Origin of the sequence: Sphingobacterium sp. MYb388 (genome assembly GCF_037479535.1) — a bacterium.
GTDB classification, from domain to species: domain Bacteria; phylum Bacteroidota; class Bacteroidia; order Sphingobacteriales; family Sphingobacteriaceae; genus Sphingobacterium; species Sphingobacterium anhuiense.
The window spans coordinates 1,236,280-1,260,116 of the sequence record NZ_JBBGYV010000001.1; the positions used below are offsets into that span (position 1 = coordinate 1,236,280).

Sequence of the window (23,837 nt, forward strand, 5' to 3'; positions counted from 1 at the left end):
AAAGCATGAATTTAATACGTTTTGCCTTACGTAAGCCAATATCCATCCTTGTGCTGGTTATGGGTCTTATTGTGTTTGGAATAGGTGCAGTACGCACGATTAAGGTTGATATTTTACCCAAAATGAACCTTCCTGTTATTTATATTGCGCACCCTTTTGGAGGCTATTCTCCAGATCAGATGGAGTCTTATTTTGCTAAAAACTACGTTAATATTTTACTTTTTGCCAATGGGGTAAAGTCGATTGAGACCAAAAATATTCAAGGTTTGACTTTAATGAAGATCTCTTATTACGAAGATACCAACATGGCACAAGCAGCGGCGGAATTGAGCGCACTCGCTAACCGGATACAGGCTTCATTTCCTCCGGGTTCACAACCGCCTTTTATTATTCGGTTTGATGCATCTTCACTTCCTGTAGGCCAATTGGTACTTAGTAGTGATAAGCGCTCGAATAATGAATTACAGGATCTAGCCAATGTTTATGTACGGGCTTCATTCACCTCCATACCGGGTCTAATTTCCCCACCACCATTTGGGGGTAGTCCGCGGACAATAGAGGTCAATGTTGATCCTGAATTGATGCGTAGCCACAACATGACCCCTGATCAGGTCGTAGAAGCGTTAAAGCTTAATAACCAGACTGCACCAGCGGGAAATGTCCGTATAAAGGATAAAAATTACATTACGTCAACTAATAATACCATTCGTAATGTCAAAGATTTTGAGAAAATTCCCCTTTTTAAAGGCGGTGTCCAAAATCTTTATCTGGGTGATATCGCTAGCGTGAAGGATGGAGCCGATGTTACTGCAGGCTATGCGCTTGTCAATGGAAAACGATCGGTCTATGTCAGTATTGCCAAGGCTGGTGATGCTTCGACTTGGGAAGTTGTACAAAATTTGAAGGCTGCACTTCCAAAAATTCAGAATACCTTGCCCGAAGATGTTAAATTATCCTATGAGTTTGACCAATCGGTATATGTTATCAACTCTGTTAAAAGTCTAATCACTGAAGGAGCAATCGGCGCTATTCTTACCGGGTTAATGGTTTTACTATTTTTAGGTGACCGAAGGGCTGCCTTGATCGTTATCTTAACAATTCCAATTTCTGTTATAGCGGGAGTACTCTTCCTAAAACTATTTGGACAGACCATCAACCTCATGTCACTGAGTGGATTGGCGCTGGCAATTGGTATTCTGGTTGACGAAAGTACTGTAACGATAGAGAATATCCATCAACATTTGGACATGGGAAAACCTAAAGCATTGGCGATCTGGGATGCCTGTAAGGAAATAGCCCTTCCGAAGCTTTTGATTTTATTGTGTATTCTCGCTGTATTCGCTCCGGCATTTACAATGACAGGTATCCCAGGATCTTTATTCTTACCACTGGCTTTGTCCATTGGATTTTCAATGATCACCTCCTTCTTATTGTCACAGACTTTTGTACCCATTATGGCTAACTGGCTTATGAAAGATCATCATAAAGCAGGAGCACATAAGATTAATCCTAAAGGATTGAGTGCAGATGAAGTGCAATTTGCGGAAACAGGCCTTTCAGTGGAATCTGAGCAAGATACGCTAAATCAAAAGCGAATTCTAGTCGAACGCGAAGATTTTAATAACGATGGTAAAATCAGTCTGTTCGAACGATTCAGAAATCGGTTTATGAACATGATTGATCAACTGTTTAAACAAAAGAAAATCATCACCATCGTATATCTAGGTGGAGCCATTAGCTTGGTGGTGATTTTACTCTCCGTCATTGGACAGGATGTGTTTCCAAAGGTGAATTCGAGCCAGTTTCAAATGCGCCTACGGGCCGTCGAAGGTACCCGTATTGAACGTACGGAAGAAAAAGCGAAACGTGCATTAGCAGAACTTGAAAAACTGGTAGGTAAAGAACATATTAGCATATCATCTGTTTATATCGGTCAACATCCAGGACAATTTTCTGTATCACCGATCTATTTGTTTATGGCAGGACCTCATGAAGCTGTTTTCCAAATAGCTCTTCAAGATTACCATCACGATATGGATAGCTTCCGCGATGAGTATCGGAATCGACTCAAAACTGCTCTTCCAGATGTACAGGTTTCTTTTGAGCCGATCGAACTCACGGACAAAGTGTTAAGCCAAGGTTCGCCAACACCTGTTGAAGTACGGATTGCAGGTAAAAACAAAAAGAATAATGAAAAATACGCAGGAAAACTAATAGAAGAACTAAAAACCATAGCATACTTCAGAGATATTCAACTGGCACAATCCATTAAATATCCGTCCTATGATATTACAATTGACCGTGTACGCGCTGCTCAACTTGGTATTGACCTTGCAGAGGTATCGCGCTCACTAATTGCCGCGACTTCATCCTCTCGTTACACGGAAAAGAATACCTGGATTGATGAAAAGGCTGGATTATCTTATAACGTGCAAGTTCAGGTCCCAATAGACAAAATGAAAGATGAAAAAGAGATTGGCGAAATTCCATTGCTAAAAAATTCTTCACGACCTATTCTGAGCGATATTGCAACTATTACGCCATCATTTACCTATGGTGAGAACGATAACTTAGGCGCTATGCCGTACATTTCTGTGACTGCCAATATTGATCATACCGATCTAAAAACAGCCTCTAAAGATGTACAGCGCAGTATTGTCGCTTTAGGCGAATTGCCACGTGGGCTTTCTGTCGAGCAGATTGGATTGGGCAAAGTATTGGGCGAAACAATGGATAGTTTACAGGCAGGCCTAGCAATTGCGATTATAGTCATATTTCTGATGCTTTCGGCAAACTTTCAATCCTTTAAAGTTTCAATGGTCGTCCTAACAACAGTTCCAGCCGTGGTACTTGGATCTCTATTGATGCTTTTACTGACGGGCTCAACACTTAACCTGCAGTCATATATGGGAATTATCATGTCTGTAGGGGTGTCCATCGCCAATGCAGTACTTTTGATCACCAACGCAGAACATATACGTAAGCACAATCAAAATGCATTGGCTGCGGCACGAGAGGCGGCTTCACTTCGTCTACGTCCGATTATTATGACCAGTTTGGCTATGATTGTCGGGATGTTACCAATGGCAATTGGTCATGGTGAAGGAGGGGAGCAAGTTTCCCCGCTGGGACGTGCCGTAATCGGGGGATTATTGTTTTCAACTTTCGCCGTACTTGTTATTTTACCTTTAATATTCGCTTGGATACAAGAGAAAAGTAGCACGCAGTCGATCTCTTTGGATCCGGAAGATGAAGAAAGTAAACATTATATAGCAGCATTAAAACCTTTAAAATGAAATCATCATGATTCATTCAAATCGAGGTGAATTAGTTCATTTATACTGAAGAGCTTAAAAACATATCAATAATTTAAACAGATGAAAAGTAATTTCTTAAGAATATTATACGCGATTGGCTTATTCGCCTACTTAACCGGATGTCAGTCTGCTGCTGAGGAAACTGGCAAAAAAGTAACTAAAGAAAGTCCAGCAATAGAAACATTTGTCCTTTCTAAGGAAAAACTAACAAGTAAAATGCAGATACCGGGCGAGATCAGCGGATTTCAGCAGGTCGAAATTTATGCCAAAGTGAGTAGCTATGTGCAGACTTTAAAAGTCGATATCGGTAGTAAGGTACAAGCGGGACAGTTGTTAGCTGTCCTTGAAGCTCCAGAATTAAGTTCACAGTTGTCAACTGCAAAATCGAGGTTAAAGTCGCAAGAAGCCATTTATACGGCAACCAAAAGCACTTACGATAGATTGTTTGAAACCAGTAAAGTTGAAGGTACCGTAGCTCGATTGGATCTGGAAGTCGCAGAGGCGAAAAAGAATGCCGATTATGCCCAGTTTCAGGCGGCAAAATCGGCGTATGCTGAGGTGCAGAATCTGCTGAACTATCTTGAAATACGCGCTCCATTTGATGGTGTTATTGCAACAAGGAATGTTAATCAAGGTGCATATGTAGGACCGGCAGGTAGAGGTTCGGAAATGCCGATCATGACAATCCAGCAACAAAGCAAGCTGCGTTTAGCTGTATCTGTACCTGAACAGTATGCGGGCTTCCTGGTTGCAGAACAGCCGTTGCAGTTCACCGTAAAATCCTTGCCAGGACAATATTTTACAGGCAAGATTGCACGTAAGTCAGGAGCACTGGATAGCAAATTGAGATCAGAAAGGATTGAAATTGACATTAACAATACCAACAACAAACTTCTTCCCGGTATGGTTGCCGAGGTGGAGTTACCGTTAACCTCTCAGGATAGTACTTTTGTTGTACCCAAAGCAGCCATTTACACTTCAGGTGAAGGTAGTTTTGTAATAGCAGTTATAGCCAATAAAACAAGCCGTGTTCCCGTACAAAAAGGACGCAGTATTGAGGAGCAGGTAGAAATATTTGGGAATCTTAATCCAACAATGTTACTCCTCAGTAAAGCAGATGAAGAGATCGCAGATGGCACTCCCGTCAAATAAAAAGAAAGGCCATAATGATTATCATTATGGCCTTTCTTTTTATTTCAAGTAAACCAATAATTTCATCTTAATTCCATAAATTTTAAGTCTGTTGTAGGATATTTGATTCTAATTTCGAACCATATTATAATTTATCTATGGTTTGCATTACTTTGGCAGAATGATTGAAAATCTTGAGCTTAATGACACTATTCCGATTTGATAAATTTTTGAATATCACACTTTCACTGTCGTCAACATTTAAAGCGTATTTATTATCTTTTTCCATGCTAATTTCCGTATCATGAGTTCTTAAATGAATCGTACTATCAGATTTAATTATCACCTCAAACGAAAAAGACTTCGCGTCCTCAGTTGAAATTTTTAGTGACGAATACGCTGGAATAATTGTATTTATATATAATGCATGGCGGTCTTTTTTACCGAGGTTGCTTATTTGACAAGATTGTGTAATTAATAAGGTTAATACGATTAGTAGTTGCTTCATGAAATGAAGATAAATTAAAATATAATACTAAATTGTGACAATTAGTTTCATGACATAATCATGGCAATTAGAATACTGCAGATCAAAATTATTATTCGTAAAAAGCACCATATCATATAAAACCAAGGAATTCACAATGAAGGTCAAGTTAAAAACAGATCTATACGCAACCACAATTTATCAGCTTTAGTAATGTGTTTTCAAACTTTAAGTGGCTGACTATGTCACAAAACTAGTTAAGGTCTGTGACAGCGCTATGTAAAGAGGGTTAAGGCAGCATGGTGTTGTATATAACGATATGCAGTTGCGTAAAAGTATGGCACCCTTTGGTGTGATTTTAGTTCTTGCAATACGGTGATTTTTAATGGAAGTTTTTAACGTCCTCTACCTCTTTTTTTATTCTTTCATTAATATCAATTTTGGCATTCATGAAAGAAAAAATTGTTGTTCCATATTCTCTAGCATATTTGTTCGTGATCGAATCTGCAATACGAGCATTTTCAAAATATGGAGAAGTTTCTGTCCATTCATTTTCTTTCTCCCAAGCATTTTTGATACGGATTAAATGATAGTATTTTATTTCAAAATCAAACCAGTTGATATAATCTGCATTGAATGTTACAGCACGGATTCCTTTCTTTGAATAATAATTGATAGCTCCGGCTTGCCCGTAATTATCACATAATATCAACGTATTTTTTTGGTTTGGAATAGTAATGTAAACACTATCCACTTTTTTGGCAAGTTCTTTCCAACCTAACATGTCTGCGAAATCTTGTGGTAATTGATGCTCTTTTCCATCTTCCCAAGTTAACATTCCAAATTTTCTGTATTTATCGGGATGATTGACAATGTACTCCGGACTTTTATTAGGAAATGCAACACGGTAAATCGGAATGAAACATACAACCACCAAAAGGATAAATAATGGTTTTAAGATTTTACCAATTTCATTTTCTAATAAAGTTGAAATATATACTGAACCGAAAGCAAAATAAATTGGGTAAACTCCAATCGCATAATAATCTTTAGCTTTTAAAAACAAAAAAATTGAGATTATTATGAAGAATGCCCAAAAGAATAGACGATATTTTTTGAATTTCTGCTGCTTTAGCAACGCAAAAAGTCCAAAAAAAACAACAATTAAAGTTCCTGGGAAAAATAGAAACTGAGAGCGGATGAAACTCCAACGATCCACATTTACAAGCTGTGTCTCTGAAAGTTCATGAAGATGATGGACAACAGGGAAATGATTATTGAATTGCCAAATTATATTTGGAGAAATTATAATGAAAGCTAATCCAATTCCAAAATAAAGGTTTTTATTGCGAAAGATTTTTCTTTCAGCTGTTAATAGTAAAGAGGGAATAATTCCTAAAATAAGGAAAATGATATTGTATTTATTTAAAAATCCAATCGCAAATGTAAATGCAATGAGATATATCGATTTAGTCTGATTACTGTTTAAATATTTTATAATGAAATAAAACAGTGAAGTCCAACACAGGACATCTAGTGAGTTTGGTTGAAATAAGGTATTTAATCTGAATAATACTGAAAATGTCACACAGCTTGCCCCTAAGATAAGCGCAAAAAGATTCCCTTTTAATTCTTCAATTGTTTTCCAGACCAAGAGAATTGTCAACGCCCCGAAAAGTGTAGGGAAGAATTTAATCCAAAAAACAGTATTTCCAAGTAATTTAATTATATACGAAATCCAGGACGTAACTGGTGGAACAGAAAAATATCCAAGAGCCAAATGGTTTGCCTGATCTATATGCAAAAATTCATCTCTTTGCAATTCATATTCTGGGTTAATAAGTGAATATTGAATAAGAAATTTGACTAAAATAAAGCATATTAGGATAATATTTTTTTCATATTGTTTCTTTTCCATCTGTCAATCGAAGGTATAAAATTGTTTTTCTATTCAGAAACTAAATTTGTAAGCGTACTCATCATAAAGCCGGATATTGTAATTTTTTCACCCTAAGATACTACTTTAAAAGAATAGGTACTACCCTCAATACCTTAAGGTATTGATTTTATTTAGTAATAGGCATTTGTAAATATAATTGTTAATGCATTAGTGTCTATCCACTAATAGACACCATTTTTTCGCATTCCATGCTAAGAAAATATAATTGTCAACCTATCTTTTGGTAAAGTCCCGAGCCTTTCTCTAAACCATATTGTCATTCTAGAACAGCTGTCATAGCTGAAGAGTTGGAATTAATTAAGAGGAGATTGGGTGAACAAACTTGAGTAATCTTTTCGTCAATTGGTCTTACGTAAATAATTTATTAATTTTATAAGTGTCAACGGCTTTTCAATAAGATTAAAAGCCTGGAGTTGCCGTCCTTTAAATTAAAAGTATCGATGATGAAGATTCCCTATTTATCTATTCAAGTTTCTACAGAAACAATTTATTATGAGTTTAAGATTGGCCATATAATTCCTAACTAAATGAAGACAACAATTTTGATTGCTTTACTTTTGGTATGTAAGTTTTCATTTGCACAATCAAAAAATCAAAGATTTGTACTTGTCAAACCCGATATGACTAAAATTGACTGGTTACAATCTCACAAATCTTATTCCTCATTATATGCCTACCTTGTTTGTCATTACGATACTATTGGACCTCAAAAAATTTTGGGAGAAAAATGTGATTTTTTGCAGCAATTTACAAATCGAATAAGTTATAGTCAAAAAGAATGTCCAGTTGGCGTAAGCTCTTATCAGTTAACGATTCCGTTTACAGAAGTTTCAGAAATAAAAAAATTGTTTGCATTGCTTTTTAAATCAGAAGATTTTGTTTGGAGTGCCGATAGCCTATCGTATACATCACAAAGCGGTGCTGGAGGAACGTTTGAATATAAAAAAGTAAACAACAAGATAATCAGTAATATCTTGTTCACAGATTAGTACTTTCGAAAACCTTAAAAATGCAATAAATTGGATTTCAATGTTTGTTGCTCATATCAACTGTTCATCTTAAGGCATTTATGGATATAGTTCTAAACTCCATTGAATGAGCATTTTTGAAGTGGTTAAATACAATGAAATCAATTTTCCGAAATTAAAACGAGTTTTAATTTCGGAAAATTGATTTCATTATTGCCTACATATAGCTACTAGTATATACCCAATTGTGTTCGGTAAAAAAGTATGTGTTTGAAATATGGCTTCCATTTAAGTATACGCCGATTGTACCGCCACTTTCTCCTCCTTGAGCAGGTGAGAATGATAACGAGATTCCACCCATTGGATTGAATCCTCCTTGTATCGTTTGCTCTTCGTCTTGAACGAGCTCGAATTTTGTTAAATTTTCAATTGATTTCATAATTTTTAAAATTTTCTCTTAAACTACTCATAAGTCGATCAATAAATAAGATCTAATTGATATTTGTAGGAAGATTACTTATTTCTGTGGCGATGTAATCAATTTATGTTTGAATAAATCTCTATTTTAATTGGGCATACTAACTGCCTGATGCAAAATCCCTCTTTGCAATCATCTTTTGATTATTTTGGAAAAACCATACTGAGGCTTCTAAAATCTATCCATTCCGCATATTTTTTATGAATGTTACATATCGCTATTACGGTTAATTTATTTTCATTTGTAGTGAGGTTTTTTTTATAAGTCACAAAATAGCTTACATTATGCTGACTATCATTCCATTGTATCAGTTCTTCAATTATATGTCGCGTTTCTTGCTCTCCGTTTTCATCTAAAAATATAGGACGTTCTTTTGTATTTTCATTTTTTTGATAAAACATGTGCTTGCCGAAAACCTTATTAAATTCACCTATTAATAATTCACAATTATTGTTGTTTTCTAATTCTACTTCATAAGTAAAAGCAGTGTTGTCTTCTTTCAAATAGTATATGATTAAACTTTTTATTTTACCGATATCCTGATCATTGAATTTAAAATTTTGTTGAGGAGAAAATGAAAATTCTTCATAATCTAAATTTAAGTTATATACTGAATTATTATTATCATTCTTATTTAGGCCAAATGGAATCAGTGTTTTATCCAAACTTGAATTTAAGTTAATCTCGTTGATTTTAATAGTATCTTTTTTTTCAGTTGCAATTTTTTCAATTTTATTATCTATTTTTTTTGTTTCATGCCCATTACAAGAAGTCAAAAAATGAGCAATTGTAAAAAGTAATAAAAGTTTTTTCATATTATTGTTAGTTCGTCGCTTATATAATTACAGTCAATAGATAAAATGACTGTTGCTGATTCTTTAGTGTTTGTTTAAATTTTTATAGTTTCATTTATACACATATAATTTATGTTATTTTTAATTATAAATCTACATCAAAAGTTCAAAATCGAATAAACTATTTACAATTCGCTGTGGTATATTTACAATTCATCAAAAAGGCAATCGAATAGCACATAACTCATAAAGCCATTCGCTCAGGAATGGCTTTGTAAAAGTTTATTAACCTGCTTTAAGGCTTCTCGTAATTTTCTGCCAAACTCATCTTTGTTTGTGAGTTTTTATAACGGTATGCTAAGTTGATCAGCACTATTGACCGGTGTAGTTTAATAATTCAACATATGGATTTCCACCTATATTCAGTAGTTTGCAAAATGCCGGTTCTGTTTTTATTCCCTGTTTTTTTAATTTTATTATTTCCATTTTAAAACTGTCATTTCTAGCCTGCAGGATTTCGTACTCTTTAATCATATGTAAATATCCATTTTGTTTTTCTGTGTCTATATCTGTCGCATATATTTCTATTAGCGTATCTTCTAGCATAAAATTAGAGGTTAGGGCTCCATTGCTGAAGGTACTTAATCGAAATTGAGCAAATTGAGCAAAACTCTTGAGTAATAATTGCGTTAACTTCTTCAAATTATGAGCTTGTAATATTATATCTACATCACTCTCTTCTATATCGATATTTATTGGAATTGTTCCAACTAAAATTGGTTTGTATTCGTTGAGAATTTCGAAAAGATGATATTCGGTTATTATTTTATGTATTTTCCTTTGTTTGGTATTTCCAAGTTTAAGGTAATCTATATTTCTGAAGTCAATTTTCATTTGATTATAAAGCTATTAAAGTTAAAAGCTTGCAGGGACTGTATTTAGTTTAGCAGTATTTTTCATAAAAAACTCCCGTATCTTTGATAGCCTTATCCATCTCGACCTTACTGTGTTATTTTTTCAAATATTTCATTTAATGCATCTTCCATAACCTTGGCTGTGTTCATACCGCTTTGATTGGTAATAATAAATGCACTTAAATCGTATTTTGGAATAATGTAGATATAACATTGGGAGCGAGGCACGCCACCGTGATGCACATAGTATGTACCTAATTTTTTATCATCAGTGGCAATATTCCAAAAATATCCAATGCTGAACTCAGGATCAACCTTGAAAATTGATTCATGTGATTTGGCAACGATCTTATTATTTTTTAATTGAAATTTCATATACTTAACCATATCAGGTATTGTCGATTTCATATTACCGGATGCTCCCCAAGGTAATTGTGGCATTGCTGAGGTGATCATGCTATTATCACTGTGGTAACCTACTGCAAGTTTTATAGCTTCTTGATCAGAAAGGCTGATTTTTGTTTTCTGCATTGCGATACTTTTAGCAAGGTAATCTGTTAATAATTTTTCATATTTAGTTTTATATACTTTTTCTAATATAAAAGCGATAATTTCGCTGCCTGCACTAGAGTAGGCATATTTGTAACCTGGAACTGTATCAATCTTGACTTTATGGAGATCTCTAAGGAAATCTTTTTGCCCATAGTTACGATGAAGTTCATTGATTTTAGCAGGAGTATCATGGTTGGTGAAATCCTGAAGTATTATATTTGCTTCTAGTGGAATCATGTTTGGAAAACCGCTTGTGTGCGAAAGCAGGTGTTTTACAAGAATGGGGTGACTTTTATATTTTAGATTTGGATAGTCTTCCGGTAAATATTTTTGGATTTCATCTTCAATATTCAATTTATTTTCACATACAGCCTTCGCGGCAAGTGTTCCTGCAAAAGTTTTACTTAGAGAACCAATTTCATATAATGTTTCATTATTAGGGCAGTTATTTTTTCCTTTCTCTAATTCTCCATAGTGACCAATATATTCTTTTCCTTGATAAACGATCGCGATTGACGTAGAATGAATTAAAGGTATTTTAAGCATTTTGTTTGCTACGGTATCAATTAAAAGATTAATCTTGATTTTTTCTCCTTCTGAGGGTTGAGCCAAGCAAAAAACAGATGATAGCAAGAAAATAAAAAGTACAATATTTCTCATTATTTATAATTGATTATATTTTTCTAAATTGATTTGAATATCCAATATTTGTCAAAGTTAATAATCTAAATCACTTTTACCAGTTAGTAATATATCACGATATTCATTGAAATTTGTCGCAAAATCGCACACATATAATCTTTGCTAATTTAGAAGTTCATTATTTATTGCCAAAAATCATTTATTTGATGCAAATAAGTATTATACTTTTCACTTTATGAATTAGACATCACCTTAATTTTTGGGGATCAAAAAGTCCTCATAATTTAATCTACCCATTTCCTTTATTAACCAGGTTTTTAATATGTCAGGCTAGGCGTCATAGATGAGGGACAATTTACAGCCTACAAACGAATCAGAAATATCTTCAGTAAGCATTAGAGGCGAGTTGGTGGTTGAAGGGCTAATGCAAGCTAATTACAAACTGTAGGCATAGATATTATGAGTGCTTTATTAAGAACGATCTTATATCATTCGTCAACGATGGCCACAACTGGAAAGTATCTCAACCCATCAGGTCATACAAGGAATTTACTATTTGATCATATGTTTATTTATGGCCACATCGCGAGATGTGGCTTTTCTATCGTGCTCTTACTAAAAAATTAATCTATCCACTTTTCTATTAAGTGATACCATAAAGCTTTATTGTCTTTAATTATGAATATTGCTGAAGCTTGTCGGATTGTTTGAATCTCACCTGTAGATTGTATTTCAATATAAGACACAAGTATGTGTTGTGAAGTTGCATAACCCTCTAGCTTTTGCAATGATACTATTCGAGATGGAAACTGTCCATACACTTGTTTTAACCACTGTGAAAGCATAGTAAAATCGATTACATCACCATCGCCGTTAACTAATTTAAAAGCAGGTGCAAATGTATTTATAATTTGCTCATATAAGTGTTTTTGATTTTTTGCTGTACCATTAAACCATACCTGAATATTATTACAAAAATCTTGTACCTGTTTTTTACCCAATTCTAAACTGTTCTGTGTTTTCATATGAAATAATTAATGTTTATTTTTTACTATTTATAAGATAAAAGCTTATACCAAATATTTGAACGGCACCAATAGCAACTAATGCAGCCGCTAATGCAGTAGAAAAACCTAAGTTTGCTGTTAAACCGAAAAAGAGTGTTCCTATAATAGCACCACCTAGTACACTGCCCACTTGCATAATAGTACTAATGATGCCCGAAGCTTGTCCAGCTTGTTCTATTGTGATAGATCGAATACTTTCTTTCATCATAACGGTCATAATCAATCCATGACCTAATCCTGCAAATAAAAAGAGGAGATGACTGATGAAATTCGGTTTATCGAAAAAGTAAAAATTTACACCCAGCGCTATAAAAGATAATAGCAATAATCCCAAAGCTAATTGTATCCAGAATGCTGGACTTTTGTTTATTCTAGCAAATAAATTTGGACCTAAAAAAAAACCAATACCATAGGGAGCAATAGCTAATCCTGAGGCTAGCACACCCCAATGTAAATGTTCCTGTAAATAGTAAGGATAACAAATGAATAGTCCTGCTGTGAAATTGTAAAATAAAATAATTGGAAGGTTGTAAACAAAATCTTTATTTTGGAATAAGTTGATCGATAAAAGCACTGTTTTATTTCGATTCTCTCTGTATTTTTCAAGTTTAACAAAAAGCACAAGTAGAGTAAAACTTAGCAGTATAATAGCGAAAATCCACCAGTTCCAATTAAATTTCCTGCCATAGATAAGAGGAGTGATAAAGCAGAGTAGTGTGCTAATAATTAGAATTACTCCCCCAACATCTAAAGACTGTTTTTTTTTCAGTTCATTTGGCATATTTGTATATATCCCACATAAGCAAATTGCTGCTACAGGTACATTGATAAAAAATATAATCTCCCAAGTCATTCCCCATAAATGTAGATCTAGTAAGATACCTCCTAGCAGTTGGCCTATAATAGCCGCTAATCCAAAAGCAGAACCAAAGAGCCCTAAAGCTTTAGATCGTTCGGATTCATCAAAGAGTATTTTTATAGAAGCTAATACTTGCGGAGCTAGTAAAGAAGCTCCTATACCCTGTAAAAAACGGGAAAAGATTAAAAAATTGATCGTAGGAGACAATCCACATGCAATTGAGGAAAAAAGAAAAATCCAGAGGCCAAAAGTGAATGTTTTTTTTCGCCCATAAATATCACCAATTTTTCCACTACAAACAACTAGAGCGGCGTAAGTAAGTCCATAAATAGCGATTACCATCTGTAATTGGTTTTCTGTTGCCTGGAAAAATGTTTTTATTTCAGACAAGGCCATATTCACGATAAAGTAATCCAATGGTGATAAGAAAGCACCAACGACTAAATATCGTAAGATTTTCCACCTATTTTTATGTTCATTCATATTATTATTTTTTATTTCTTTGCAAAGAAAACACTTTGAGTACAAAATAATTTGTGTCTAAAAAGGTTTCTATTGTTTGTATAATGAATGTAAATAAGATAGCCCCGTTAGCCGTCAAACAGATAATTAGTAAAGAAGAATCTTTACTAATTCAATCTAAGGCTGAGTTAACATTAGTTTATGTGAGGCAAGGAAAAGGAACAGTTTGTTTTGATTTTCAGAACATCCCATTTCAAAAAGGGAAGTTATTTCTTATTCCTTTTGATACTCAATATATATTTAAAAGTGCAAAAGAAAGTAAATTTCTGATAGTAGAATGTCCGCAATACTTTATCACTCAAATCCGTTTGGAATCTGACCGAATTGAAACTTGCGATAATATGTATAAATTGACTTATATTATACATAATTTTCATACAAAGTCAGGTTGTGTTTTTTACGTTGAAGAAGATGGAGTACTTGCTGAGCAATTGCTGTATACTATTGAAAGAGAGTATTTAAATCCAATACAAGATTACCTAATTATAAGACAATGTATGGCTATAATATTAAATCTGATTGCTCGTAATTTGAAACAGAACGACTTTGGTCAGAGTGAGGAGAATAAAAAGAAACAGGATGTGATGAAATTAATAACCTATGTCCAAAAAAATATTGCCAATCGCAAGGGATTATCTATAGAATCTTTATCAAAGGAGTTTGGAATTGCTAAAACTTATATTGGTGAATATTTTAAAAAACAGGCAGGCGTTTCTTTGCAAGATTATATTCTAGATTATAAGCTTAAACTTGTTGAAATACGTTTAAAGTATAGTACAATGCGACTAAAAGAGATCGCATTTGAATTGGATTTTAATGATGAAAGTCATTTATCAAAAATTTTTAAAAAGTTTAAGGGAATATCTCCTTCAAAATATAGAGTTTTGTATAAAGACTAATTTCTTTAACTAAGTTTAATTCCTAAAACACGCGATTTGCTCTTATCCAATAGTTAGTAAGATGCTCCATGTATCGTAATGAGGGTCAAAAATATAGGTGTAAGGTTTTAAGAAAATTTCCGTTGAAATATTTGCGTCAAAATTTTCGAATTAGTTATTGACTACTGTAAAATGAGAAATAAATTTCAATTTATATCATATTAAATAAATACTAAACCATTCTAATAAAAATGCCTTTTTATTTATTGTACCTCGCTGACAGCTTTTTGTAATTTTTAATGGAAGCGAACTTTTTTAAGCTTTTGAAATAGTATTATGATAATTCATAATTATGAGCTTTCCTAATTCTTTCCCAAATTGATATTTAGCTTTAGGTTATTATAAAAGATGAAGATTGGAAATTAGATGACATGATTAGAAAATCATCATAATATTTAACATTTTAAAACTTGAAGTATATGGCTAATTGGAATTTAATAAACGGACTAGGAGGAAAATTTTCTTCACAGGATATCAGAAAAAATATTTTGTCTTACATTATACGGAATTATCCTGCAAGCCAGGTTGAATTTATCGAAAAAGAGCATAACAATTATAAAATAGATATTAGAGGGGGAGCGAATCTTATTTTCGATTTAAAAGGACAATTTGTAAAAGCAATTAATTAGGGAACGCTATATCATTAGCATTTGCCTAATGCAGAATTAGTTCTATCAGTTTCTCATTTTACAGGATAAGACTTTAAAGAAGTTTTAGAAGTTAAAACAACTAGCATGTCGAATGTAATCATTCGACATGCTAATTTCACGTATTATTGTTTTTTAGGAACTATAACGGAGTATAATCGTCATTATTTTCCCAATAGAGTTGTTAATAAGGCTACCAATTTTTCTCGAAGATTGATCTCAGATTGTTTTTCAATATTTGCCTTCTTACAACTCACATATTTTAAATAAGTCAGGATTCATTATTCAATGAATCTGAAACGATCATTTCTGAATTCTTCAAATTATCTATAAAGACTTATTGAGTGCATGAAATGAAGTGGACATATTACCCACCTGTGTCAAAGAATTAAGAGCTATATTAATGATATTCTCCATCTGTTCCAAGGGAAGAACCTTTTGGATGATATTTACCATCTGCTCCAATGAAACTTCCTTCTGGGTAATATTTCCCATCAGTTCCTAGGAAAGAACCTTCTGGGTGATATTGTCCATCCGTTCCAAGAAAAAAGCCTTCTGGGTGATATTGTCCATCCTTTCCAAGAAAGAATCCCTCTGCGTGATATTGTCCATCAGTTCCGAGAAAAGATCCTTTTGGGTGATATTTTTCATCTGTACCAAGGAAAGATCCTTCTGGGTGATATTGTCCATCTGTACCAAGAAAAGATCCTTCTGGATGATATTTACCATCTGTTCCAAGAAAAGATCCTTCTGAGTGATATTTTCCGTCTACTCCTAAAAATTTTTCCATATTACTTTTTATTAACTGCTTAAAATATTTCGACAACTTATTGAAACGTACTTTAGTACGTTATATTTTTTGCATTACACTATAGTGGTCTTGTGGTTTTCCATACAGTAAAGCATATACCTAAGATACCAAACAAATGTCTTTTTCCCAAATTGATTTGCTGCTATTTTTAGTGAGCAGATTTTTTCTTTTACTAAAATTTTTGAAATGAATTATTGTCCAGCTATGGTCAGGAGTCGATTAATAACGGACCTTGTCAAATAGCACCTTAAGAATGGCGAATTTGACAAGATCCGTTCTACGTTAACGTAATAGTATAACTTTTAGGTTATTATGCTTTGTTTAAGTAATTTTGCATTATCGGCTATGATTATTTTCAAACGTTCTGAATTGTAGGGTTTTATTCTATACCCTTGGACAAGAGCAGAACAATGCATTTACCATTAACTATGCCTATAAGATTTCCAATTAGTCATTAGATAGTCTATACCAATTTAGGAATACTGAATATCGTCTTCAACATCGACCCCCCCCAAAAAAAAAAAATGCCATTGAACTGGAATGATATACCCCAATCAGCTATTTTCCTTAAAGTGGTGTACCAGTAGTGCATACCTACGTAAGCTTAATAAAAATTAACAAATTATAACATAAAGACATTATGAAACATCATGACTGCTTTGTTGATAAATTGTAATATCTAACCATTGATTATTATTTTGCGGTTATGACAGAAGGATAGTAATTGTTTACATCCGACTTTACCCAAAAAGTACAGACATCGAAAGTTAAAATTAATAGCCATTCAGAGGTCATCTTCTTTTTGAAAAAATAAAAAGGTGAGCAGTTGAACTGTAAAATAAATACCATGATTGTTCAGCAATCAGCTGATTATATGGCAGCCATAGTAATCATGCCGTTTGATGACTTTATCATGACCGATCATGCGACTTTAGTCAATGATAACGGTAAACGGAGAGTATCTTAAACTGTTAATTCTTATAAGTAAATAAAGTTTGAATTCATATGTTTAGTGAAGACAAGATGTTGAGATGTGGCTTTTATGTTATATAAAAACAATATGAAATTATCATAGTAAAAGTGATAAAATATATGTAAATTGTTATATAATAGATGATTTGACCCTAACGCTTTTAATAATGAAGTTAAAATTTGTAATCCTTATTTTATTTATAAATGCTTTATCATCGGTATATTGTCGAGATTTTTCCGCATGTAGAAAAGATTTTGAATCTGCGCTAGATACATCATTTAATAAGATGAACTTCTGAAACCACATCACGGGAAACAGCAGAAATAACAAATTTAAAGTTTGTCCAAACCAGTCTGAAATGACAGTTCACAGACATACAACTAATTCAATAATGTAACTATGATTACAGTAGAATCGGTTTCAAAGAGTTTTAACGGAAAGCCTGCCGTTGACCAAATTTCTTTTCAGGCTTATGATCATGAAATTCTGGTGCTTCTAGGAACGAGTGGTTGCGGAAAAACAACAACGCTAAAAATGATCAACCGCCTTATAGAGTCTGATTCGGGAGATATCTTAATTAATGGTCAAAATATCCGTGATCGGAAAATCGAAGAACTACGGATGGGAATAGGTTTTGTTATGCAGCATTCCGGGCTCTTTCCTCATTATACTGTTCAGCAGAATATTGCTATTGTCCCCAAATTATTAAAATGGGATAAAAGAAAGATCCAAAACCGAATCGAAGAGCTTTTATATAAACTTCATCTTTCCGAAGATATGCTTTCACGGTTTCCCGGCGAACTGAGTGGTGGGCAGCAGCAAAGAGTAGGAATTGCCCGAGCACTCATCGCAAATACTCCTGTTTTGCTTATGGATGAACCTTTCGGAGCATTAGATAATATTACAAAAGCCGGTATTCATACCGAATTTAAATCCCTAGAAGAACTTAAGAATAAAATTATTATTCTAGTGACACATGATGTACAGGAAGCATTTGAATTGGGGCATCGGATTTGTCTGATGGATAAAGGGAAAATTATTCAGACTGGAACCCCAAAAGAAATGCTGTATCATTCAAGGAATGATTTTGTAAATGATTTTTTTGCAGAAAACCGTCTTCTGTTGGAATATAAAATAGCCACTTTAAAAGATGTTTTAGGCTATATGAAGCCTGAAAATAGATTAGAAAAGTTCGATTTCAAAGAAACGACAAGTGTTTGGAATGCACTTCAAAAATTAAGTTCAGATTATAAAAATACCGGGCATTATGAAAATCTGATCAAGGGATTTAATGATTATAGAAAATTACAGATCGTATGACGCAGCAAAGTCTCTGGCAGTTTATTATGGAGCAGCATGAAAAACTGCTAACACAGATTATACAGCATCTTGGGTTGACTTTTCTTTCATTGCTTCTGGCTATTGTTATCGGTGTGCCCTTAGGAATATTAATTGCCCGCAAAAAGAAATTATCAACTCCTGTTCTCGGAATGGCAGGAGTTTTACAGACAATTCCAAGTATTGCCTTATTGGGCTTCATGATTCCTATTTTTGGAATCGGTGCAAAACCAGCCATTATTGCCTTACTGATTTACGCGCTTTTGCCCATTATCCGTAATACATATACAGGAATCACAACGGTAAGCCCGATTGTTGTTGAAGCTGCAAAAGCTTTGGGAATGAATAAAAGTCAGCTTCTTTTTAAGGTAGAATTTCCGTTGGCAATGCCTGTAATCATTGCAGGAATAAGAACTGCTGCGGTTATTAATGTCGGAGTTGCCACTCTGGCTTCATTTGTTGCCGCAGGAGGTCTTGGTGAATTTATCTTTGGCGGAATATCGCTTAATAATACCAATATGATCTTATCTGGTGCAATTCCTGCAGCCCTAATGGCGGTTATGCTAGATCAGACAATTGCTGTTCTACAAAAATCCGGATATAAAATCTTTCAAAAGTTAAAATATATCATTCCTGCATCACTTATCATGGTGGGAGTGGTCTATGGAGTTACTTCTATTTCCCATCAAAAAATTACAGCCGGTTTTACGCCGGAATTTATGGGAAGACAGGATGGAGATCTTGGTTTGCGTTCTGTTTACGAACTTAATGTAAATCCTGTCGTTGTAAGTGATGCCATTATGTATAAAGCAGCTTATGAAGAAGAACTCGATCTGATTAGTGGATATTCTACTGACGGAAGAATTAAGGCTTTCGATCTATATGTTCTGGAAGATGACAAAAAGATATTTCCGCCTTATTATGCAGCTCCAATTATTAAATCAAAAACATTGGAGAAGTTTCCGAAACTTGAAGAAACACTCAATCTCTTGGCCGGAAAATTTAATGATTCTATTATGACGGATCTGAATTACAAATCCGATTATCTGAATCAAACTCCTGAAAAAATTGCGAAAGATTTTTTAATTAAAAATAAGTTATATAAAAAATCAAACCGTGGAAATGCGGGAACAGTGCGCATTGGCTCGAAGATATTTGGCGAGCAGTATGTTCTTGCCGAAATGTATAAAATGCTGATAGAAGGCTATACGAATTATAGGGTGCAGACCAAAACAGGACTGGGAGGAACCAAGATCTGTTTTGATGCATTGATGAACGATGCAATAGATTTTTATCCTGAATATACGGGAACCGGGTTGTTGGTATTGTTAAAGCCCTCAAATGGAGATCTAAAAAAGGTTACAAAAAGTCCAGAAGAAACCTATCAATACGTCAATTCTGAATTTCAGAAACAGTATGGAATTCAATGGATGAAGCCATTAGGATTTAACAATTCTTACGCATTAATGATGCGCAGAAAACATGCTGTTGAACTCCAGATAAAGAGCATATCCGATCTTAAAAAATATTTTGATAAAGAATAATATGAATAAAACAATTTGAAAGATACATTTTTTTTTCAACTCTATGATCCCAGTAATGATCTGTCTGATCATCACATGGAAAATCCTCAAACAGATAGCGCGCTATTGAATGTTCCTTTTTTTGCTATCTGCCGCAATAAAAAAGAAAAAACTACCTTATTCTATCTTAAAGATAAGTTCAAAATCAGCATCATTGCTTCTTTATGAGACAATGTTTTTAATTTTTTGAAACATTCTCCAGTATTAGTTTGTGAATCGATTTTAAAAGAATGGTATAAAATTTTTAACTGCAAACTCGTAATATCCTCTTCTATCTACTCCTTATACAGATGTCTGTTTTTATTCTTAAAGATGTTGTTAATGATAGAGTCAAAATCAACATCGTTCTGAAGTTCTTTTATTTCTGGAAAAACAAAAAGGAGACTAGCTAAGCTGTAAGCCAAACACCACTATTGTACAGTAATCAAGTGACAATATGGTCGCTAAAGTAACCATGAAGAGGGATGGCTTTAGCCAGAGAGACATCGTAACATTGTTAATGACGGAGGTAGGTGGAAAGTATCTCAATCGATAAACGCATATAAGTAAATTAGGTTTGAATGCATATGTTTATTTTAAAGCTACATCAAGAGATGTGGCTTTTTTGTTTACAAAGCTATTATAATCAAAAATTATTTGCGTTGTTTATCAGCTCTTTATATTTAGGATATTTTTTTATGAGTAAAAAATACTCAGAAACATTGTGTAAATAAAAATTAATACTCATATTTGTTGAGTAAAATATACTCAATAGTAAAAAGAGAGTTATGATCGTATTAAACACCCACACAATAATCACAGAACAGTTTCCTAATAAAGAAACCAAAGTGAAAGATTTTGATTCGTATATCTTAAAAGATAACTTTCTTCAGTTCACATATCAAGAGGATGGTGACCTCATCAAACTTTTATTTGTTAAGAAAAGGCTTGAACAAGAACAGGTAAACTGTAAGTTAGTGATCAATTACATGCCTTACAGCCGTATGGACCGTAAGATTGACGGTGATCTTTTCACCCTTCAATATATCTGCGAGTTTATCAATGACCTTAACTTTGAAAAGGTTTATGTAATCGAACCGCACTCTACCAAGACTACTGAACTGTTGCATCATAGTGAAGCCATTTATCCAGCATTAGATTGGTTGCCGTCCATCATAAATAAGCTTCAGTTTACAGATAGCGACCGTATCGTTTTTCCAGACAAAGGGGCAGCTTCACGGTATGAAAATGCAGGGTATGCTAATAGTTGCGTCTTTGACAAGACCCGTAATCCGCATACCGGACGTATTGAAAATATGATTCTTAAACAGGGCGATATACCACAAGGGGCAAAGTGCATCATCGTGGATGATCTTTGTTCCGCAGGTGGAACCTTCCTTTGGGCAGGGCAGATTTTGAAACAAATGGGAGCCAGTGAAGTTTATCTTCTTGTCACACATTGTGAACCCCGTGCATTATCCGGTAAATTGCTCGATCAAGATTCGCCTATTGACAAAGTCTTTACCAGCACATCAATGATGCATGAGACGCATCCCAAAATAGAATACATCACCATTAATCTCGAAAACTATGTTTAATCCGATTAGCAAAAATCCCATCCTTTGGACAGACGGTTACAAGTTATGCCACAAAGATCAATATCCGGCCAAAACCAATTGGGTATATGAAACCTGGACACCACGTATGTCACGGATAGACGGTATTAGCCATGTCGTATTTTTCGGATTGCAGGGAGCGCTCGCAGAAATGACTCATGCCTTTGATCAGTATTTTTTCAAGCAACCGTTAGAAACAGTAGTGGCCGAATATGAAGAAGCTATCCAGCATGTTTTTGCAAATACCAATGCTAATTTTGCTGCTACTCACAGCTCAGCCCACATCAGTGCTTTACATCAACTAGGTTATCTGCCTATTAAAGTCAAAGCTATCAGGGAAGGAAGTTTAGTTCCTGTAGGTGTACCTATGTTCACGATCGAAAATACCCATCCTGACTTTTTCTGGTTGCCAGGGTACTTAGAAACCCAACTTTCCGCTTATATCTGGTCACCTATGACAGCAGCTACCATAGCAGACCAGTATAAAAGACTTTTGACCAACTATGCCGAGAAAACTGGAGATATTCAAAAAGTTCAGACCCAGGCAGGAGATTTTTCCATGCGTGGCATGGGGGCTCCCGAGACTGCCTATCGGACAGCAGGAGGGCATCTCTTGAGTTTTTCAGTATCAGCCACATTATCTGTAAGGAACTATCTTAAATGCTATTATCAGGCAGCTAATGATGTTCTCATGTATACGCCATCAACAGAGCATAGTGTAATGTGTTCATATGGCGAAAAGGAAGTTGAAGCATTTCGCCATCTCATCACTGAAGTTTATCCAAGTGGTAATATTTCAATAGTATCCGATACCTACGACCTTTGGAACGTAGTAGACCAAGTTATACCGCAGTTAAAAGAACTGATCCTTGCCAGAGATGGAAAAGTTGTGATTCGTCCCGATAGCGGAGATCCGATCCATATTATCTGTGGCGATGAGGATTCCGATCGTGAAACCGTTCGTAAAGGAATTGTTGAACGCCTATTTGAAATCTTTGGTGGTACTGTCAATTCAAAAGGATACAAAGAATTAGACCCCCATATCGGTGTTGTTTATGGAGATTCTATTACAGTCGACCGTGCTGAAAAGATCTGCAACGGATTGATGAAAAAAGGTTTTGCTTCAACTAATACGGCTTTAGGAATAGGTTCGTACACTTATCAGTATGTAACTCGTGATACTTTCGGTTTCGCATTGAAAGGAACAGCAGAGGAAGTAGATGGACAATTTAAAGCCATTCAAAAACGACCTGCGACCGATACCGGAAACTTCAAAAAATCGCAGAAAGGTATGGTGGCAGTGATATTTGAAGACCATGATTATCGTTTGATCGATGATCTTAATCCAGAGACAATAAAAGCATTAAAGGATCGAGATCTTTTGAAAGATTTTTATATCGATGGTGAATTCCTTTTCACCAATACATTTGACGAGATCAGAAATTTATTAAAACTAGAATCAAATCGCGTATATGGAAACTAAATTACAAAAGCCATTTGTTATCAATGATGACAATGTCGCACACTATGCAACTAAAATAGCAACATGGATCGCGCAACAGGTTACTGCTGCCAACCGTAAAGGAGTAGTTCTAGGTATGAGCGGAGGGATAGATTGTAGTGTTGTCGCTTGCCTGTGCCATCTGGGCAAAGTCGATACGCATTTGGTTATGATGCCCTATGGCAATGATATGACCAATACCCGCAGTTCACAACATGCATTAGAACTGATTCAGAAGTTCAATTTCGCACACCATACTTTTGATATCCAACCAGCCGTAGATGCCTTGACTATCACCAATGTGACTTTCTTAGGACAGGCGGGAACTGTCAATCGAGCCCTAAGTCAAGCCAATATACGTCCGCGTATTCGCATGACTTACCTTTATCAGTTAGCACAGCTTGGAAGCCGATTTGTGATCGGTACAGGTAATATGGCCGAGCGTACAGTGGGTTACTTTACCAAATGGGGCGATGGTGCAGCAGACCTTAATCCATTGGGTATGCTTACTAAACAAGAAGTATATACATTAGCTAGATACCTCGGAGTACCCGATTCCATTATTGACAAGAAACCATCAGCAGGGCTTTGGGAAGGACAAACCGATGAGGATGAACTGGGTATGACATATGGTCAAATAGATGCATTTATATTAGTAGGAACCTCAGGGGATGAAAATATCGATAAGCTAATTGATCAGCGTATAGCCTTATCAGCGCATAAGTTTGCCGCAGTTCCAATTTTTAATGATTAACTTTTA

General features: G+C 34.7%; 19 protein-coding genes. 11 read left to right on the top strand and 8 right to left on the bottom strand.

Annotated features, from left to right (window positions below; genetic code table 11):
• Positions 1-5: 5 nt before the first annotated feature.
• Together WH188_RS05390 and WH188_RS05395 are read left to right on the top strand one after the other, a co-directional pair.
• Entirely contained in the window at positions 6-3,296 is a 3,291-nt protein-coding gene (locus WH188_RS05390) for an efflux RND transporter permease subunit (RefSeq protein WP_168126064.1), read from the top strand.
• An 81-nt stretch (positions 3,297-3,377) separates the two neighbouring features.
• The gene (locus tag WH188_RS05395) at positions 3,378-4,469 is read left to right on the top strand and encodes an efflux RND transporter periplasmic adaptor subunit (protein WP_168126065.1); all 1,092 of its coding nucleotides are present in this window, start codon (positions 3,378-3,380) and stop codon (positions 4,467-4,469) included.
• 848 nt (positions 4,470-5,317) lie between these two features.
• Here WH188_RS05395 and WH188_RS05400 read toward each other — a convergent pair.
• Positions 5,318-6,853 carry a glycosyltransferase family 39 protein gene (locus WH188_RS05400; protein WP_168126066.1) on the bottom strand — a complete coding sequence of 512 codons (1,536 nt, stop codon included), beginning with the start codon at positions 6,851-6,853 and terminating at the stop codon, positions 5,318-5,320.
• A gap of 569 nt (positions 6,854-7,422) precedes the next feature.
• On the opposite strand from WH188_RS05400, the gene WH188_RS05405 reads away from it, so the two are divergent.
• Positions 7,423-7,884 (top strand): hypothetical protein, encoded by a 462-nt coding sequence (locus WH188_RS05405; protein WP_168126067.1) that lies wholly within the window; start codon positions 7,423-7,425, stop codon positions 7,882-7,884.
• Between the two features lie 196 nt (positions 7,885-8,080).
• Here WH188_RS05405 and WH188_RS05410 read toward each other — a convergent pair whose 3' ends face one another.
• From WH188_RS05410 to WH188_RS05435, 6 genes are all read right to left on the bottom strand, one after another.
• A complete protein-coding gene (locus tag WH188_RS05410) occupies positions 8,081-8,302 on the bottom strand; it encodes a hypothetical protein (RefSeq protein WP_168126068.1) in 222 nt (73 codons plus the stop codon).
• A 182-nt stretch (positions 8,303-8,484) separates the two neighbouring features.
• Positions 8,485-9,156 carry a hypothetical protein gene (locus WH188_RS05415; RefSeq protein WP_168126069.1) on the bottom strand — a complete coding sequence of 224 codons (672 nt, stop codon included), beginning with the start codon at positions 9,154-9,156 and terminating at the stop codon, positions 8,485-8,487.
• A 351-nt stretch (positions 9,157-9,507) separates the two neighbouring features.
• Positions 9,508-10,029: a DUF4269 domain-containing protein gene (locus tag WH188_RS05420; protein ID WP_021187816.1), complete on the bottom strand. Its 522-nt coding sequence runs from the start codon at positions 10,027-10,029 to the stop codon at positions 9,508-9,510.
• Positions 10,030-10,136: 107 nt separating this feature from the next.
• The gene (locus WH188_RS05425) at positions 10,137-11,261 is read right to left on the bottom strand and encodes a serine hydrolase domain-containing protein (protein WP_206368186.1); all 1,125 of its coding nucleotides are present in this window, start codon (positions 11,259-11,261) and stop codon (positions 10,137-10,139) included.
• Between the two features lie 605 nt (positions 11,262-11,866).
• Positions 11,867-12,268, bottom strand: a complete 402-nt coding sequence (locus WH188_RS05430) for a hypothetical protein (RefSeq protein WP_168126071.1) — start codon at positions 12,266-12,268, stop codon at positions 11,867-11,869.
• A gap of 16 nt (positions 12,269-12,284) precedes the next feature.
• Positions 12,285-13,652, bottom strand: coding sequence for an MFS transporter (locus tag WH188_RS05435; protein ID WP_168126072.1), 1,368 nt, complete (start codon positions 13,650-13,652; stop codon positions 12,285-12,287).
• Between the two features lie 83 nt (positions 13,653-13,735).
• On the opposite strand from WH188_RS05435, the gene WH188_RS05440 reads away from it, so the two are divergent.
• Positions 13,736-14,590 (top strand): helix-turn-helix domain-containing protein, encoded by an 855-nt coding sequence (locus WH188_RS05440; protein ID WP_168126073.1) that lies wholly within the window; start codon positions 13,736-13,738, stop codon positions 14,588-14,590.
• A 458-nt stretch (positions 14,591-15,048) separates the two neighbouring features.
• Complete coding sequence (locus tag WH188_RS05445; RefSeq protein WP_168126074.1) at positions 15,049-15,258, top strand: PepSY-like domain-containing protein; 210 nt, start codon at positions 15,049-15,051, stop codon at positions 15,256-15,258.
• Positions 15,259-15,676: 418 nt separating this feature from the next.
• On the opposite strand, the gene WH188_RS05450 is transcribed toward WH188_RS05445, so the two are convergent.
• A complete protein-coding gene (locus WH188_RS05450; protein WP_168126075.1) occupies positions 15,677-16,066 on the bottom strand; it encodes a hypothetical protein in 390 nt (129 codons plus the stop codon).
• A gap of 847 nt (positions 16,067-16,913) precedes the next feature.
• Between WH188_RS05450 and WH188_RS05455 the strand changes: the two genes are divergently transcribed.
• The 6 genes from WH188_RS05455 (at position 16,914) to nadE (ending at position 23,831) form a co-directional block, all read left to right on the top strand.
• Entirely contained in the window at positions 16,914-17,054 is a 141-nt protein-coding gene (locus WH188_RS05455) for a hypothetical protein (RefSeq protein ID WP_339423465.1), read from the top strand.
• Positions 17,055-17,459: 405 nt separating this feature from the next.
• A complete protein-coding gene (locus tag WH188_RS05460; protein WP_168126076.1) occupies positions 17,460-18,380 on the top strand; it encodes an ABC transporter ATP-binding protein in 921 nt (306 codons plus the stop codon).
• Entirely contained in the window at positions 18,377-19,942 is a 1,566-nt protein-coding gene (locus WH188_RS05465) for an ABC transporter permease/substrate-binding protein (protein WP_168126077.1), read from the top strand. The genes WH188_RS05460 and WH188_RS05465 overlap by 4 nt, the downstream gene beginning before the upstream one ends.
• An 806-nt stretch (positions 19,943-20,748) precedes the next feature.
• Positions 20,749-21,558 carry a ribose-phosphate pyrophosphokinase gene (locus tag WH188_RS05470; protein WP_132771432.1) on the top strand — a complete coding sequence of 270 codons (810 nt, stop codon included), beginning with the start codon at positions 20,749-20,751 and terminating at the stop codon, positions 21,556-21,558.
• Entirely contained in the window at positions 21,551-23,059 is a 1,509-nt protein-coding gene (locus WH188_RS05475) for a nicotinate phosphoribosyltransferase (RefSeq protein WP_168126078.1), read from the top strand. Before WH188_RS05470 ends, WH188_RS05475 begins: the two co-directional genes overlap by 8 nt.
• Complete coding sequence (gene nadE, locus WH188_RS05480; protein ID WP_168126079.1) at positions 23,049-23,831, top strand: NAD(+) synthase; 783 nt, start codon at positions 23,049-23,051, stop codon at positions 23,829-23,831. Before WH188_RS05475 ends, nadE begins: the two co-directional genes overlap by 11 nt.
• The last annotated feature ends 6 nt before the right edge of the window (positions 23,832-23,837 follow it).

Coding starts and splice junctions, on each gene's coding strand:
- WH188_RS05390 (WP_168126064.1), top strand. CDS start 6: ATGAATTTAATACGTTTTGCCTTACGTAAGCCAATATCCATCCTTGTG.
- WH188_RS05395 (WP_168126065.1), top strand. CDS start 3,378: ATGAAAAGTAATTTCTTAAGAATATTATACGCGATTGGCTTATTCGCC.
- WH188_RS05400 (WP_168126066.1), bottom strand. CDS start 6,853: ATGGAAAAGAAACAATATGAAAAAAATATTATCCTAATATGCTTTATT.
- WH188_RS05405 (WP_168126067.1), top strand. CDS start 7,423: ATGAAGACAACAATTTTGATTGCTTTACTTTTGGTATGTAAGTTTTCA.
- WH188_RS05410 (WP_168126068.1), bottom strand. CDS start 8,302: ATGAAATCAATTGAAAATTTAACAAAATTCGAGCTCGTTCAAGACGAA.
- WH188_RS05415 (WP_168126069.1), bottom strand. CDS start 9,156: ATGAAAAAACTTTTATTACTTTTTACAATTGCTCATTTTTTGACTTCT.
- WH188_RS05420 (WP_021187816.1), bottom strand. CDS start 10,029: ATGAAAATTGACTTCAGAAATATAGATTACCTTAAACTTGGAAATACC.
- WH188_RS05425 (WP_206368186.1), bottom strand. CDS start 11,261: ATGAGAAATATTGTACTTTTTATTTTCTTGCTATCATCTGTTTTTTGC.
- WH188_RS05430 (WP_168126071.1), bottom strand. CDS start 12,268: ATGAAAACACAGAACAGTTTAGAATTGGGTAAAAAACAGGTACAAGAT.
- WH188_RS05435 (WP_168126072.1), bottom strand. CDS start 13,652: ATGAATGAACATAAAAATAGGTGGAAAATCTTACGATATTTAGTCGTT.
- WH188_RS05440 (WP_168126073.1), top strand. CDS start 13,736: ATGAATGTAAATAAGATAGCCCCGTTAGCCGTCAAACAGATAATTAGT.
- WH188_RS05445 (WP_168126074.1), top strand. CDS start 15,049: ATGGCTAATTGGAATTTAATAAACGGACTAGGAGGAAAATTTTCTTCA.
- WH188_RS05450 (WP_168126075.1), bottom strand. CDS start 16,066: ATGGAAAAATTTTTAGGAGTAGACGGAAAATATCACTCAGAAGGATCT.
- WH188_RS05460 (WP_168126076.1), top strand. CDS start 17,460: ATGATTACAGTAGAATCGGTTTCAAAGAGTTTTAACGGAAAGCCTGCC.
- WH188_RS05465 (WP_168126077.1), top strand. CDS start 18,377: ATGACGCAGCAAAGTCTCTGGCAGTTTATTATGGAGCAGCATGAAAAA.
- WH188_RS05470 (WP_132771432.1), top strand. CDS start 20,749: ATGATCGTATTAAACACCCACACAATAATCACAGAACAGTTTCCTAAT.
- WH188_RS05475 (WP_168126078.1), top strand. CDS start 21,551: ATGTTTAATCCGATTAGCAAAAATCCCATCCTTTGGACAGACGGTTAC.
- nadE (WP_168126079.1), top strand. CDS start 23,049: ATGGAAACTAAATTACAAAAGCCATTTGTTATCAATGATGACAATGTC.